Raw genomic sequence first — 14,364 nt, 5'->3', positions numbered from 1 at the left:
ATATTTTTTTGTCTTATACCCTTCCTTTATGTTTGCGGCAGGAAACACAACGAATGTAAAGATATGAAACGGGAAACAGTCTTTGGGATATTGGGCGTATTACTTTATACACAGCCTTCCGTAGCGCAGAAATCAGTGACCGATACAGTACGTCTGAATTTTAATATAGACAGTGTCGCTTTGGAAGAAGTAGTGGTAAAAGGAGCCAGAACTCCTGCTGCCAACAGCCGTTGGAGCGATATGCATCCGGTGGAACTGGTTACGGTGGGCGGTGCGAACGGTGATTTATACAAGGCATTGCAGACTTTGCCCGGTACGCAAGTGCAGGGTGAAACCGGTGAATTGCTGGTACGTGGTGGAGGCAGTTACGAGACGCAGACTTTTATTGATGGAATGCATGTACTGAATCCCTATACTTCGAACGGAATAAATACCCCTGCTCGCAGCCGTTACTCTACATTTATGTTCAGTGGGGTAAACCTTGCTTCGGGAGGCGCTTCACAAGAATATGGAGAAGCGCTTTCGGCAGTCTTGCCATTGGAAACAAAAGATTACAGCAAGGTCGATAAAGTCGGAGTGAACGCTTCCGTTGTCGGTGTTGGTGGAGGGGGCACAAAGACTTTTGACAGAGGATCCTTGTCTGTTGACTTGAATTATCAGAACCTGGGTTTGTATGACAAGGTTTATTCGGGCAGGAGGGATTTCGAGGAGCCTTACCGGATGTTTTCCGGAGCTGTCCAGTTCCGTTATACTCCTGATGAAAGAGTGGTATGGAAGGTTTACGCACAATACGACCGGACGGACTTTTCCACTTACGAAGGGGATAACCGCAGATTGTTCGGGCTGGGTGAAGACAATATCTATGTAAATGCAACCTTTCGCAGGCATACTTCCAGAGAGTGGAGTTGGTTTGCAGGGGCGGCCTATTCTTACTATAACCGGAGAATGGGAGGAGCAGTTGTTTCGGGTGATAACTGGCTGGAACATCAGCAAGAGACGCATCTGAAGGCTAAAGTTTCCAAACGGCTGTCATCGGTATTCCGCCTGGATATGGGGATAGAGAGCTATATCCGCAATTACAGGAATCATTATCTGTTGTGCGGGACGGATGACAGCAATCGCATGTCGCCTACCATTGGTGCGGGTTTCTTTTCGATGGCTTATTATCCGATGGAACAATTGAAGATGGAGTTTTCTTTTCGCACGGAATACACTTCTCCGAACCGTAAGATGAATTTCTCTCCCCGGCTGGCGGCGAACTATTATTGGGGAAACATGATGCTGTCGGGGATTGTAGGGCGATACACACAGTTGCCCGAGAACAACTGTCTGGTGCGTCGGCCGCAGTTGATGTCGGAAGTATGTATGCAGTACAATTTGGGCATTCAGTACGACTATGAAGGGCGTTTCTGTAAAGCTGAACTTTATTATAAGGATTATGACCGTCTGGCATTGGAGGAAACGGATGCCGATACGAAAGCTGTATTCTTGACCTCCAACGGTTATGGACACAGCAAAGGCATAGACTTGTTCTTCCGTGATAGAGCGTCCTTCAAGAATCTGGAATACCAGTTATCCTATACCTATAATATAGCCAAACGTAAATATCGGGAGTATCCGGAACTGACTACTCCTCAGTATGCTACACGGCATAATGCAGCCTGGGTGGTGAAGTATTCCTTGCCCCGCCTGCATTCCATTGTCAGCGTGACCGACCGTTTCAGTAGCGGACGTCCTTATCATAACCCCATGCTGCCGGGTCTGATGAACGATGAAGTGAAGCCTTATAACAGTCTGGATTTGGGTGTGACCTTCCTGGCAAGCAAGAAGGTAATCATCCATGCTTCCGCCAGCAATATCCTTTGCCGGAAGAATGAGTTCGGTAAGGTGGATAACAAGGCTGTCCTGGCTTCCAGCGACCATTTTTTCTATGTAGGAGTATATGTGACTTTAGGCAAGAAGGCCGCCTACGATGTATCCAATTTTTAGACAATAACCCTTTTAAAATAAACAAAGATGAAAGCAATGATTATTTTTTTAGTATTTGTAATGCAAAGTGCCGCCCAGCTGCTCTTTGCCCAGAACTTGACTATTGAAGTGTGTGACATTGAAAAGGTGGAGGGGCATCTCTATGTCGCCATCTACAATTCGGAAGAAACATTCATGAAGAAACCCTTGACCGCCTTCCGGATAGATGTGAAAGATACGTCGCTCTCCATTCCTTGCCAGGGGTTACCTGCGGGTACGTATGCCATTTCGCTGTTTCAAGACGAGAACGGAAACGGGAAACTGGATACTGCCGTTTTCGGCATTCCTACAGAGAAGTACGGGTTCAGCAATGATGCTCAAGGCGTTATGGGTCCGCCGTCTTATGACAAATGCAGCTTCACTTTTTCCGGAGACACGACTTTGGTGATACATCTGAAGTAGAGTGATTATGTAAGTAAAAACGGGAATTAATTTTCTTTTGCGGACGATTTACACTATTTTTGTGGCTCAACCTTAATAATTGCATTATGAAACGAGTTGCACGACTTCTGGGATTTCTCGGACTGGTATGTTTGCTTGCCTCTTGCGGCAAACGTTCTTTCATTACAGACACTTCTTACCGCCAACGTGTGGAGCAGGACTTCAATCAAAAAAAAGAAAGGTTGCCGCAGGGCGATTTGTTTGCCATATTCGATACGGACTTGACGTCGTACGAACGCGAAGCTTTGGAGTTCCTTTATGCCTATATGCCTTTGGCAGACATTGCCGATTATTCCGGAGAATTTCATCTGATGAACGTGCGCGCCTCCCAAAAGGCTGCCGATGAGATGCCTTGGGGAAAAGTTATTCCTGAGGATTTGTTTCGTCATTTTGTACTTCCGGTGCGGGTCAACAATGAGCATCTGGACAGTGCACGGGTAGTGTTTTACGAAGAACTGAAGAATCGTGTCAAGTCTCTGTCCCTCTATGATGCCATTCTGGAGGTGAACCACTGGTGCCACGAGAAGGCTATCTATACTCCCTCCGATGCCCGTACCAGTTCGCCTTTGGCAACGGTACGCACGGCATACGGGCGTTGTGGCGAGGAATCTACCTTGCTGGTTGCCGCCTTGCGTTCGGTGGGTATCCCTGCCCGTCAGGTCTACACACCCCGGTGGGCGCATACCGACGACAATCATGCGTGGGTAGAAGCATGGGCGGACGGGAAATGGTATTTTCTTGGAGCCTGCGAACCCGAACCGGTACTCAACCTTGGTTGGTTCAATGCTCCGGCCAGTCGCGGTATGCTGATGCATACCAAGGTCTTCGGACGTTATGAAGGAGCGGAGGAAGTGATGTCTGTCACTCCTACTTATACGGAAATCAATGTAATCGGTAACTATGCACCGACGGCTAAGGCCACAGTTACGGTCATGGACGGACATGGAAATCCGGTGCCTGATGCTTGTGTGGAGTTCAAGCTCTATAATTATGCGGAGTTCTATACCGTAGCCCGGAAGCAGACCGATGCAGGGGGAAAGGTTTTTTTGACGGCCGGTAAGGGTGACATGCTGGTATGGGCTTCCAAAGACGGAAAATTCGGCTATGCCAAACTGTCTTTCGGTAAGGACCATGAACTGGTTGTGAAGATGGATAAGACTGCCGGCGACGGCCATGCGGTAGATTTTGAACTTGTGCCGCCCCCCGAAAATGCGGAGTTGCCGGCGGTTACGCCCGAACAGCGTGCGGCGAATGACCGCCGCATGGTCCATGAAGATTCCATCCGCAACGCTTATGTGTCTATGTTCATGACGGATGAGACGGCGCGTTATTTTGCCCGGCAGTACAAGCTCGACGAAGATGCCGTTTCACGGATACTGGTCGCTTCCAGAGGAAACCATCGGGTCATTGCCGACTTCATGGCACGGTTGCGCTCTGAAAAGTCCAAAAGAGGAGGTCTGGACCTGCTCCAACGGATTTCGGCAAAAGACCTCCGCGACGTTACACTGGAAGTTCTGATGGACCACATGCAATCCCGTATGTGCAAGAATGCCGACCATTTCCGCAGATATGTGCGCAATCCACGCGTAAGCAACGAGATACTGACCCCCTATAAAGGATTTTTCAAGAAAGCCGTCTCAAAGGAAGATGCTGAGGCATACAAGGCAGAACCGATGAAACTGGTGGCATGGGTGGCCCAAAATATCCGGGTAGACAATGACTGTAATTTGGGAGGGGCTCCCATTTCTCCGGAAGGGGTCTGGAAGGCCCGTGTGGCTGATGCCCATAGCCGTGACATTTTCTTCGTCTCCATGGCACGCAGCATGGCAATCCCTGCCCGTATCAACGGAGTGACCGGCAAAGTACAGTTGATAGGGGATGATGGTGCGATGGATGTGGACTTGAACCATCATCCGGAAGAGCCGGTCTTTATGGCAGAAGGAATTGCTTCGAAGGGAAAGTTGGTGGCTTCCTATAAGCCTATCCGTTCGTTGGATAACCCGAAATACTATTCTCATTTCACTCTTTCCAAACAGACCCCGCAGGGCAGTTTGCAATTGCTTTCCTATGACGAAGGCGATGCAGATATGGGCGGCGGTACTACATGGAGCAATCTTCTGAAGGAAGGAACAGCTCTGGAGGCCGGAGATTATGTTTTGGTGACCGGTACACGCCTTGCCAGCGGTGCGGTACTTTCTAAAACCACCTTTTTCAATATTCTGCCGGAGAAGACAACGGAAATTGAATTGGTGATGCGCGAGAGCGAGGATGAGGTGCAGGTTATCGGGAACTTTAATTCGGAGTCTCTCTTCACTCCGCTGCCGGACGCCGGCTCCGCAGCCCGGCAGAGTCTGCTGCAGGCTTGTGGGCGCGGTTACTTTGTCGTAGGCATTCTGGGTGTCAATCAAGAGCCAACCAATCATGCGTTGCGCGACATCGCTTCATTCAAGGCTGATTTGGAGAAGTGGGGGCGTAAGATGGTGTTGCTGTTCCCTGATGAGGCCAAAGCCGGCAAGTTCGCCCGCGAGTCATTCCCCGATTTGCCCTCTACCATTATTTATGGTATAGATACGGACGGTATCGCTGCGCAGATTGCAGAAAGCATGAAGTTGAAGCACAAAGAGAGCCTGCCGATATTCATCATAGCCGATACTTTCAATCGGGTGGTCTTTGTATCGCAAGGATATACCATCGGACTGGGAGAACAACTGATGAAGACAATAAAGGGGTTATAGGGCTTTCTGCCATGAATTGTAAATAGTAATCGTCAAATAGTAAATCATCCGATGCCTGTTATCGAAATATCATCTTTAACCCATCCCGGTGTGGAGATATTCAGTACCCTTACCGAAGCCCAGTTACGCAATCGCCTTGAGCCGGACAAAGGGCTGTTTATAGCTGAGAGTCCTAAGGTTATCAAGGTGGCTCTGGATGCCGGCTACGAGCCTTTGGCCTTTTTGTGTGAGCACAAGCACATCTATGGGGATGCTGCTGAAATCATTGAGCGTTGTGGCGATATACCCGTCTACACAAGCGGTAGGGAATTGCTTGCCGAGCTGACCGGCTACGTTTTGACGCGTGGTGTTCTTTGTGCCATGCGCCGTCCGGTTCCGAAGAGTATGGAGGACGTCTGCCGGGGAGCCCGGCGTATTGTGGTTATCGACGGGGTGGTGGATACCACCAATATTGGGGCCATCTTCCGTTCGGCGGCAGCTCTTGGCATGGATGCTGTGCTGTTGACGCGTAATTCCTGCGATCCTCTGAACCGTCGTGCGGTCCGGGTTTCAATGGGAACGGTTTTTCTTGTGCCGTGGACGTGGATGGACGGTCCTCTGGATACGCTCGGTGAGTTGGGTTTCCGCACGGCGGCCATGGCGCTTACGGACAATTCCATTTCCATAGACAATCCCGTTTTGAAGACCGAGCCCCGGTTGGCTATTGTGATGGGTACTGAGGGAGATGGTCTTTCGCACGAAGCGATTGCGGGAGCCGACTATGTGGTTCGTATCCCCATGGCGCACGGTGTAGATTCGCTGAACGTGGCGGCCGCAGCGGCTGTTGCTTTCTGGCAACTTCGCGTTTAGAAGTGATAACTCAAAAAAGCATATATTATGTTGGCATATACTTATATTGAACACGGAAAGTTCGGATTGCTTGAGAAACCGATACCGGTATTGGAAGATGCACGTGATGCTATTGTGCGGGTGACACTGGGTAGCATATGCACCAGTGACTTGCATATAAAGCATGGAAGTGTACCGCGCGCCGTACCCGGAATTACGGTAGGACACGAAATGGTGGGCATCGTAGAGCAGGTGGGTGCCGAAGTTGAGTCGGTAAAGCCCGGCGACCGTGTGACTGTGAATGTGGAGACTTTTTGTGGTAAATGTTTCTTTTGTCGTCACGGATATGTGAACAACTGTACCGACACTAATGGCGGTTGGGCTTTGGGGTGCCGTATCGATGGCGGCCAGGCGGAATATGTACGTGTGCCTTATGCCGACCAGGGACTGAACCGTATTCCCGATACGGTAAGCGACGAGCAGGCGCTCTTGGTAGGCGATGTGTTGGCCACCGGCTTCTGGGCTGCCCGTATCTCCGAAATAACCGAGGAAGACACTGTACTCATCATCGGTGCCGGGCCGACGGGTATTTGTACCCTGCTTTGTTCCATGCTGAAGAAGCCCCGTCGCATTATTGTCTGCGAGCAGTCGGCTGAAAGAATCCGTTTTGTCCGCGAGCATTATCCGGAGGTGCTGGTCATTGGGCCGGAAAACTGCAAAGACTTTGTGAGGAAGCATAGCGACCATGGTGGGGCAGATGTCGTACTTGAAGTTGCCGGCACGGAAGATACTTTCCGCTTGGCATGGGAGTGTGCCCGTCCCAATGCCATTGTCACCATTGTGGCGCTTTATGACCAGCCTCAGTTATTGCCCTTGCCGGAGATGTATGGCAAGAATCTTGTCTTCAAGACCGGTGGTGTGGATGGGTGCGATTGTGCCGAGATACTGCGCCTGATAGCGGCGGGACAGATAGATACCACACCGCTTATCACACATCGTTTCTCGTTGGAGGAAATTGACGAAGCCTACCGTATTTTTGAGAATAGGCTGGAGGGGGTGATAAAGGTGGCGATTGTGGGTAGATAGAAAAAGAGGATAGCCAATGAAGGCTATCCTCTTTTTCTATGTAATTATTTACTTGCTACTTACTTGCTCAAAGCCTGAGCCACGTCAACCGCACAAGCCACTGTACATCCTACCATCGGGTTGTTACCGATACCCAGGAATCCCATCATTTCCACGTGAGCAGGAACTGATGAAGAACCAGCGAACTGAGCGTCTGAGTGCATACGACCCATGGTGTCCGTCATACCGTAAGAAGCCGGTCCGGCAGCCATGTTGTCCGGGTGCAGAGTACGACCAGTACCACCACCGGATGCCACTGAGAAGTACGGCTTGCCAGCCAATACGCGTTCTTTCTTATAAGTACCTGCAACCGGGTGTTGAAAGCGGGTCGGATTCGTAGAGTTACCAGTGATGGATACATCCACGCCTTCTTTCCACATGATAGCCACACCTTCGCGAACATCGTCTGCACCGTAGCATTTTACTTTGGCACGGGGACCGTCGCTGTATGCGATTTCACGAACTACTTTCAGTTCACCTGTGTAGTAGTCGAATTGAGTCTGAACGTATGTAAAGCCGTTGATACGAGAGATAATCTGTGCAGCGTCCTTGCCGAGACCGTTCAGGATGCAACGCAGAGGTTCTTTACGTACCTTGTCAGCTTTAGCGGCAATCTTGATAGCACCTTCGGCAGCAGCGAATGACTCGTGACCTGCCAAGAAAGCGAAACATTTGGTTTCTTCACGCAGCAACATGGCTGCCAAGTTACCATGACCGATACCAACCTTGCGGTCGTCAGCTACAGAACCCGGAATACAAAATGCCTGCAGACCGATACCGATAGCTTCAGCAGCTTCAGCAGCGTTCTTGCAGCCCTTCTTAATGGCGATGGCGCAACCTACAACGTATGCCCATTTTGCATTTTCGAAACAGATGGGCTGAGTTTCTTCACAAGTCTTATAAGGATCGAGACCATGAGCTTCGCAGATAGCATTGGCTTCTTCGATGTCTTTGATACCGTTTGCGTTCAATGCAGCAAGAATCTGCTTGATACGACGGTCTTGGCTTTCAAATTTTACTTCTCTAATCATATGTCTTTCCTCCTTATATTATTCGTGACGTGGGTCAATGTGTTTAACTGCACCTTGCTCTTCAGTGAAGCGGCCGTATGTACCGGTAACTTTCTTCAATGCTTCATTGGCGTCTGTACCTTTCTTGATTTCATCCATAAACTTGCCCAGATGAACAAATTCGTAACCGCAGATTTCGTCGTTCTTGTCCAAAGCGATAGTCTTGATGTAACCTTCTGCCATTTCCAAGTAACGAGAACCCTTAGCCAACGTTCCGTATAATGTGCCTACCTGGCTGCGCAGACCTTTGCCCAAGTCTTCCAAGCCAGCTCCAATCATCAAACCGCCTTCAGAGAAAGCAGACTGAGTACGACCGTAAACAATTTGCAGGAAGAGTTCGCGCATAGCTGTGTTGATAGCGTCGCAAACGAGGTCAGTATTCAATGCTTCGAGGATAGTCTTTCCCGGGAGGATTTCTGATGCCATAGCAGCAGAATGAGTCATACCGGAGCAACCGATAGTCTCAACCAAAGCTTCCTGGATAACGCCTTCCTTTACATTGAGGGTTAATTTACATGCACCTTGCTGAGGAGCACACCAGCCAATACCGTGTGTCAGACCAGAGATGTCAACAATTTCTTTAGCTTTTACCCATTTACCTTCTTCGGGAATAGGAGCCGGTCCGTGATTAGGACCTTTCTTCACAACACACATGTGTTCCACTTCGTGTGAATAAGTCATAATTAGCTCTTTTTTTAAGTGATATAATTAAAAAAAACGTAGTCCACTTTTATTAGTCGGGTGCAAAGTTAGTTGTTTTCCCCGTTTCTGCCAACTGTTCAATTTGACTTTTTTATTAAAAAGAAGTAATAAGAAGCTGAATTTCTGCGGAATGTAAAGTGGAGTTTGCAGTTGACTGTTTTTTCTCGTCTCTGATAGGGTTTGTGAATCAATAAGGTATGTGCTTGTTAATCAGGAAGTAATTTTGCCAACCCCTTGCTTGCGTCTTGGCAAACTTTTGCCATGCCTATGGCAAAGTTTTGCCAACGCGGTGGCAAAGTCTTGCCAATGGTAAGGCAAAATCCTGCCAACTGGTTGGCAAGGCGAAGAAAATAAAGGGGAGTCCGTGTTTGACTATGGCTGCAAAGTCTTACCTTTGTGGCACATTAAATAAAATACAAACTATGATAGAAGTTACAGATGTGGCATTGCGCCAGGCTGCCGGTGAAGGGATGGATGCATTCATCGGCGTATTCACCGGTGCTTATAAGAAAGAAATAGGCGGAGAAATGACTGCCGGGACGATGTCTTTGCTTACCGGTGAACAGCATTCATTGTTGGCCTATCAGATATTCCGTGATGAAGTGATGGAAGGGGGCTTCTGCCAACTGATTCAAAATGGTTATGGCGGTTATATTTTCGACAATCCGTTTGCCAAAGTGATGCGTTTGTGGGGAGTGGGCGATTTGAGCAAGTTGGTTTATGCTGCCAAGAAAATATACGATAGCCATCGTGACGACTTGGAACGCGAACGCACAGACGAGGAATTTATGGCAATGTACGAGCAATATGAGGCTTTCGATGAACTGGAAGATGAATTTTTGGAAAAAGAGGAGGAATATACAGCTTTGGTTGCCGGCTATGTGGATGAGCATTTGGAGCTGTTTGCCAAGATTGTGTGATAGAGAGTAACGAGGAAAGGCATATTAGCCTATACCCATTCTTGCCTTTCGGTATTGGAGAGATGTGCTATCTGAAAGCTAAAATATGCGAGCTATGAATGCCGGGATGAAAAATGGAATTAATTTATTGATGATTCTTGTATTGTTTATCTCATGTGTACAAGAAAAAGAGGACAATAATGTCTTAAGACGTGTGGAAGCGTGTATGGAATTATTTCCTGATAGTGCCTTGTCGCTTCTGAGTCAAATTGAATGTCCCGAATGTATGAGAGGACAACAGAGAGCAGATTATGCTTTGCTTTTAACGCAGGCTTTGGATAAAAACTATTTGGATAATTTGCAGTCAGACTCATTGATAATGATAGCGGTAGAATATTATAAACAGGAAGGTGATAAATTGAAGGCAGGGAAGGCTTACTTTTATTATGGAAAAGTGATGTTGTTAAAGGAGCGCTTCTCAGATGCTATGCAGGCTTATCTGGAAGCATCGAGTCTCTTGGAAGAAACTAGGGATTATAAAGTACAAGGGATGGTCTGGGAATATATAGGGTATTTGAACTCGGTTCAAGGATTGTATGAAAATTCTATAGACAATTTTAAACATTCTATCAGGTACTATGAACTGGCGAGTGACAGACGTCGTATTTTATATGGTTATAGGAATATGGCAAGAGGCTATTTTTCGGTACATCATAATGATAGTGCAGGTTGGTATGCTGAAAAAGGGCTTGTGTTGAGTGACACTGTTAGTGGTATGAAGGCATCTTTTCTACATTTATTAGGACTTATTGCCAATAATGAAAAACGATATCCACAAGCAATAGAGTATTTTTCAAATGCAATGGAAGTTTGTGATAATTTAAATGATAAATATCGTTATAGTTTGTCTTTGGGACGTGTTTATTCTGAAGTAGGTCAAAAGAAAAAAGCTGAAGATTGTTTTGTTTCTTGTATCAATGCAACTAATATTTTTGTGTCTTCGGGTGCATATTACTATTTGGCTGATATGCATAAAAAAGATGGTAATTATTTGAAAGCGTTTTTGTATAAAGAGAAGTCTGATTCATTATTAGAGGTGACTCGTAATGCTGAACTGCAAAAGCAGTTGTTGGATTTGCAGAATAAGTATGAAAATGATAAGCTTATTTTGGAAAATAAACAGATAAGGCTGGAAAATGAGAAACAGACTTATTTTTATTTGTTTTTATTTGTATTCATATTAGGGTTGGGCATCATCGCTTTCTTTCTGGTTAGGAAAAGGTATCGAACAAAATTGTTGCGTAATGTCGAGATTATTGGAAATAATAATGCAATTATTAATAGATATGCTTGTAGAATTGCAGAATTGGAGAATGTGAGCTTACAAGAACGTCAGGCTAAACAAGAGGAAATAGGAATCCTGAATAGAAAAATCCTTTGTTTAATAGCAGAAAATAAGCGAGTATGTGAGAATTCGAGTGTTGACGCCTTGTTTGTATTAGAGGAATTGAAGCAAGGAAATTTGATTATTAGTAATATGACTATTGCTGAACGGCAACATATATTTGACTTTTTGGATTTGGTTCATGCGAATTTTATTACTCGACTTAAACAAGAGTTTGATTTAACAAAAAATGAATTATTGTTGGCTGCGTTGCTGAAAGTGGGATTCTCTAACAAGCAATTAATGATTGTTTTTGATTGTGAAATGAAATCCATATATAAAAACAGACAAAGACTAAAAGCAGATTTAGGACTTACTAAGAATGATTCTTTAGAGCAAATGGTAATGATGTATTGAGAAAAAAACGTTTTTTTGTCCTATATGTTTCTTTGTAGTGTGTTGATATATAATTTATTACCTACCCTATTTTTGTCCGCATAGTTATTGCTGAATTATTGTTGAATAGTCCCTAATTTTGTATAAATAAAAAATGAAAGACTATGAAACTGAAAATTATCTTATCTGTATTGTTGTTATTTTCTTTATTAAAGGTCGATGCTAATCCTTTGGTCGACATAAGTATTACTTCTGGAAAAGAAGAAGTCTTTTTGCATTCAAATGATATTCCTTTTGAAATTCTGACTACGGGAAAAGAAGATGGAAGCCGTTCCGTTATACCATTAGTGCCATTTGTTGTATTCGTTGAAGATTCTAATTATTCCGTGGAATTGGATTTTATGGAAGGAATCGGGGTAGTGGAAATTGCCATTTCCCAAAATGGTTCTGTGATTTATTCTTCTTCCGAGAATATTCTATCTCCCCTTCGGAAATATTTGCAACTTCCTTTCGGAGTATCAGGGGAGTATTGTATAGAAATTAAAGGAGATAATGGGGCATATGCATATGGCTGTTTTGAATTATGATATATTGTTAACTAAAAAATGTAATGCTTATGAAAAAGATTAGTTTATTGTTGGTAGGAGTGTTAGCTCTATTTTCTTGTGAGCAAGAGGAATTGGATAACTTTGTGGAAAGTAGTGGTGTGGGGCAGGTGATGACAAGGGCGATAGGTTCTAGTGCGGATTTTGATCCGATAAGTGAGCTTGCCGAAATTCCAGTGAATATTTTGAATATTGGAAACTCTAAACAAAAGTATCTTACTTGTAAAGAGAAAGGTACTGAAATTTGTTTAACAGATAAAGATGATGGATCTTTGAGGCAGAGATGGTATCTGAAGTATGGAAGAACTATTGTTGTTGCTGGGGGAAATAATAGAGTGACATCCGATACATATGGAGTTGTTACTCCTAATAACTATTTATCTTCAGAAATACCTGATAATCTTCGTTTGAGTTATTGGAATAAATCAACTTTTGATTCACCTTTGGCTGGACCTGGCTTAAGCTTTAATTGTTTGGCTGATGCTAATTGTATGATATATACGATGTATGGAAACTTTAATACTGGTTTGTCTTCTTATTATTTGCAATCAGAATCTTCAACGTCTTCCTCTGTAAAGTTTAAAACGAATAATTCCTCAAGCCTCGCTTTATGGGAAATAGTTCCTGTTGGTGAATATGAACTTGTTGGTTTAGAGTATGTACGGACTACGGTTGACAGCTTTGAACCTACAGAAGTGATTTGTGACCATGATGAATATACAAATGAACATTTAAGCGTTGATACATGGAACTATTCTTTATCTACAAGCTATACAGAAAAATCTGATTTTTCAAAAACAGAAGGAGTAAGTGTCACTATTTCAGGAGGATTGAACGTGGGTATACCTAATGTGGTAGGAGATGATTCTTCGCTTGGAGTAAATGTTTCTGTACAGCAGCAGACAAATAAATCTTGGACTTATGGTACAAGTGATAGTAAAACGGTAACAAAAACGAGAACTGGACAAATCCCGATTCAACCAGGTGAAACTGTAAAACTTGATGCGGTGTTAGTCATGTACAAAGGTAGTTTGACTTACGTTGCTACATTAAGGAAAATAGGGGATACTAAAACGTTTAGAGTTAAAGGAAAATGGAGTGGAGACTGCTTTTCTTCTTTTGAAGCTAGAACATATAATCCAACAACAGGGAAATTGGTAGGAGAATATGTTTTAGAATAATGTGATTATCTAAATTATGGTTGTTTATAAATGTTAAATAAATATTGGGGCTTGCAGTATTTAGATTAATCTTTCATTTAATCTTAAAAACAATGAAAAAACGAGGAGAGTACTATATTACTCAATTCTTTTATCTAAATTTGCAAACTCTAATATTTATAGGAAAGATGAAACAATTAAAATTCTTGATGGTTGCCTTGACATTGTTGATGGGCATTTCGTTTACTTCGTGTCTGAATTCAGATGACGGAGAGTATGATGACATTTATGGCATGGTTTTAGTGAATAACTATATGGGATTACTCTCTTTTGAAGATGCTGCGGGTAACACTTATCAACCTACACCGGCTTCTGTTACTCAATTTGAGGCAAATTCAAGTTTGAAGATTTCAGATTCTCGAATGGGAATCATCTTAGGAAAGAGCATAGAACCTGAGACGAATGAAAAATCTAAAACTACCAACTTCACTTTGAAGAATTTTCAGCCTATTTCTTTTGCAAACGCTGTCGTATCAATGACAGCAGAAAGCTTGGTTGTTGATGCGCCGGAAACAGCACCGGTGATAACTTTGAAATTGGAAAATGGGTCAGTTCAGCCATTTTTGTATAACAAGGATATACTTGTAACTCCTATAGCTTGGAGACTGCAAAATGACAACGATAAGTTTAAGATGCATAAATTTGCTTTAGCTTGTGTACTGGATGAAATTGAAGCAGGGGCCACAGACCTTGTTTTCTATCTGCGTCATGATAAGGGTGCTGATGATAAGACAGATGTTTATTATTCTAATTGGTATGGGTATGATATAAAAAATGCTTTAGAAAGGTTTAAAGAAAAAGCAGGAAATCTTCCTACTAAATTAGTTATTAAGTCGCATGAAAGTGGAAATAATAGCAATACAGAAATACCGGAAAACTATACGGAATATACTGTAGAATACAAAATTGCGTCTACTAATCAATAAATTGA

Annotated in this window: 12 protein-coding genes; 10 read left to right on the top strand and 2 right to left on the bottom strand. The window is 44.2% G+C overall.

The window, feature by feature from the left end; genetic code table 11:
* Window positions 1-63: 63 nt before the first annotated feature.
* From DWZ03_RS06315 to DWZ03_RS06295, 5 genes are all read left to right on the top strand, one after another.
* Window positions 64-1,989, top strand: a complete 1,926-nt coding sequence (locus DWZ03_RS06315; protein WP_117748944.1) for a TonB-dependent receptor plug domain-containing protein — start codon at window positions 64-66, stop codon at window positions 1,987-1,989.
* 27 nt (window positions 1,990-2,016) lie between these two features.
* Entirely contained in the window at window positions 2,017-2,430 is a 414-nt protein-coding gene (locus DWZ03_RS06310) for a DUF2141 domain-containing protein (RefSeq protein ID WP_005831860.1), read from the top strand.
* Window positions 2,431-2,516: 86 nt separating this feature from the next.
* The gene (locus tag DWZ03_RS06305) at window positions 2,517-5,204 is read left to right on the top strand and encodes a transglutaminase domain-containing protein (protein ID WP_120129283.1); all 2,688 of its coding nucleotides are present in this window, start codon (window positions 2,517-2,519) and stop codon (window positions 5,202-5,204) included.
* A 51-nt stretch (window positions 5,205-5,255) separates the two neighbouring features.
* Entirely contained in the window at window positions 5,256-6,053 is a 798-nt protein-coding gene (locus DWZ03_RS06300) for a TrmH family RNA methyltransferase (RefSeq protein WP_008665308.1), read from the top strand.
* Between the two features lie 27 nt (window positions 6,054-6,080).
* Window positions 6,081-7,118, top strand: coding sequence for an alcohol dehydrogenase (locus DWZ03_RS06295; protein ID WP_005832802.1), 1,038 nt, complete (start codon window positions 6,081-6,083; stop codon window positions 7,116-7,118).
* A gap of 59 nt (window positions 7,119-7,177) precedes the next feature.
* On the opposite strand, the gene DWZ03_RS06290 is transcribed toward DWZ03_RS06295, so the two are convergent.
* Both DWZ03_RS06290 and DWZ03_RS06285 read right to left on the bottom strand, forming a co-directional pair.
* On the bottom strand, window positions 7,178-8,188 hold the full coding sequence (locus DWZ03_RS06290; protein WP_005831851.1) for a GGGtGRT protein: 1,011 nt from the start codon (window positions 8,186-8,188) through the stop codon (window positions 7,178-7,180).
* A gap of 18 nt (window positions 8,189-8,206) precedes the next feature.
* Window positions 8,207-8,908, bottom strand: coding sequence for an iron-sulfur cluster assembly scaffold protein (locus DWZ03_RS06285; RefSeq protein WP_005831848.1), 702 nt, complete (start codon window positions 8,906-8,908; stop codon window positions 8,207-8,209).
* 443 nt (window positions 8,909-9,351) lie between these two features.
* Between DWZ03_RS06285 and DWZ03_RS06280 the strand changes: the two genes are divergently transcribed.
* From DWZ03_RS06280 to DWZ03_RS06260, 5 genes are all read left to right on the top strand, one after another.
* Window positions 9,352-9,849, top strand: a complete 498-nt coding sequence (locus tag DWZ03_RS06280) for a DMP19 family protein (RefSeq protein WP_008665373.1) — start codon at window positions 9,352-9,354, stop codon at window positions 9,847-9,849.
* Between the two features lie 85 nt (window positions 9,850-9,934).
* Window positions 9,935-11,629, top strand: a complete 1,695-nt coding sequence (locus DWZ03_RS06275) for a tetratricopeptide repeat protein (RefSeq protein WP_117720956.1) — start codon at window positions 9,935-9,937, stop codon at window positions 11,627-11,629.
* A 143-nt stretch (window positions 11,630-11,772) separates the two neighbouring features.
* Window positions 11,773-12,195 (top strand): DUF3244 domain-containing protein, encoded by a 423-nt coding sequence (locus DWZ03_RS06270; RefSeq protein WP_022401970.1) that lies wholly within the window; start codon window positions 11,773-11,775, stop codon window positions 12,193-12,195.
* Between the two features lie 29 nt (window positions 12,196-12,224).
* The gene (locus tag DWZ03_RS06265; protein ID WP_225982668.1) at window positions 12,225-13,394 is read left to right on the top strand and encodes a hypothetical protein; all 1,170 of its coding nucleotides are present in this window, start codon (window positions 12,225-12,227) and stop codon (window positions 13,392-13,394) included.
* A gap of 92 nt (window positions 13,395-13,486) precedes the next feature.
* Window positions 13,487-14,359 carry a hypothetical protein gene (locus tag DWZ03_RS06260; protein ID WP_022401972.1) on the top strand — a complete coding sequence of 291 codons (873 nt, stop codon included), beginning with the start codon at window positions 13,487-13,489 and terminating at the stop codon, window positions 14,357-14,359.
* The last annotated feature ends 5 nt before the right edge of the window (window positions 14,360-14,364 follow it).

It is taken from the genome of Bacteroides sp. AF29-11, assembly GCF_003602895.1.
Lineage (GTDB): Bacteria > Bacteroidota > Bacteroidia > Bacteroidales > Bacteroidaceae > Bacteroides > Bacteroides uniformis.
This window is presented reverse-complemented; position numbering and strand designations above follow the sequence as displayed.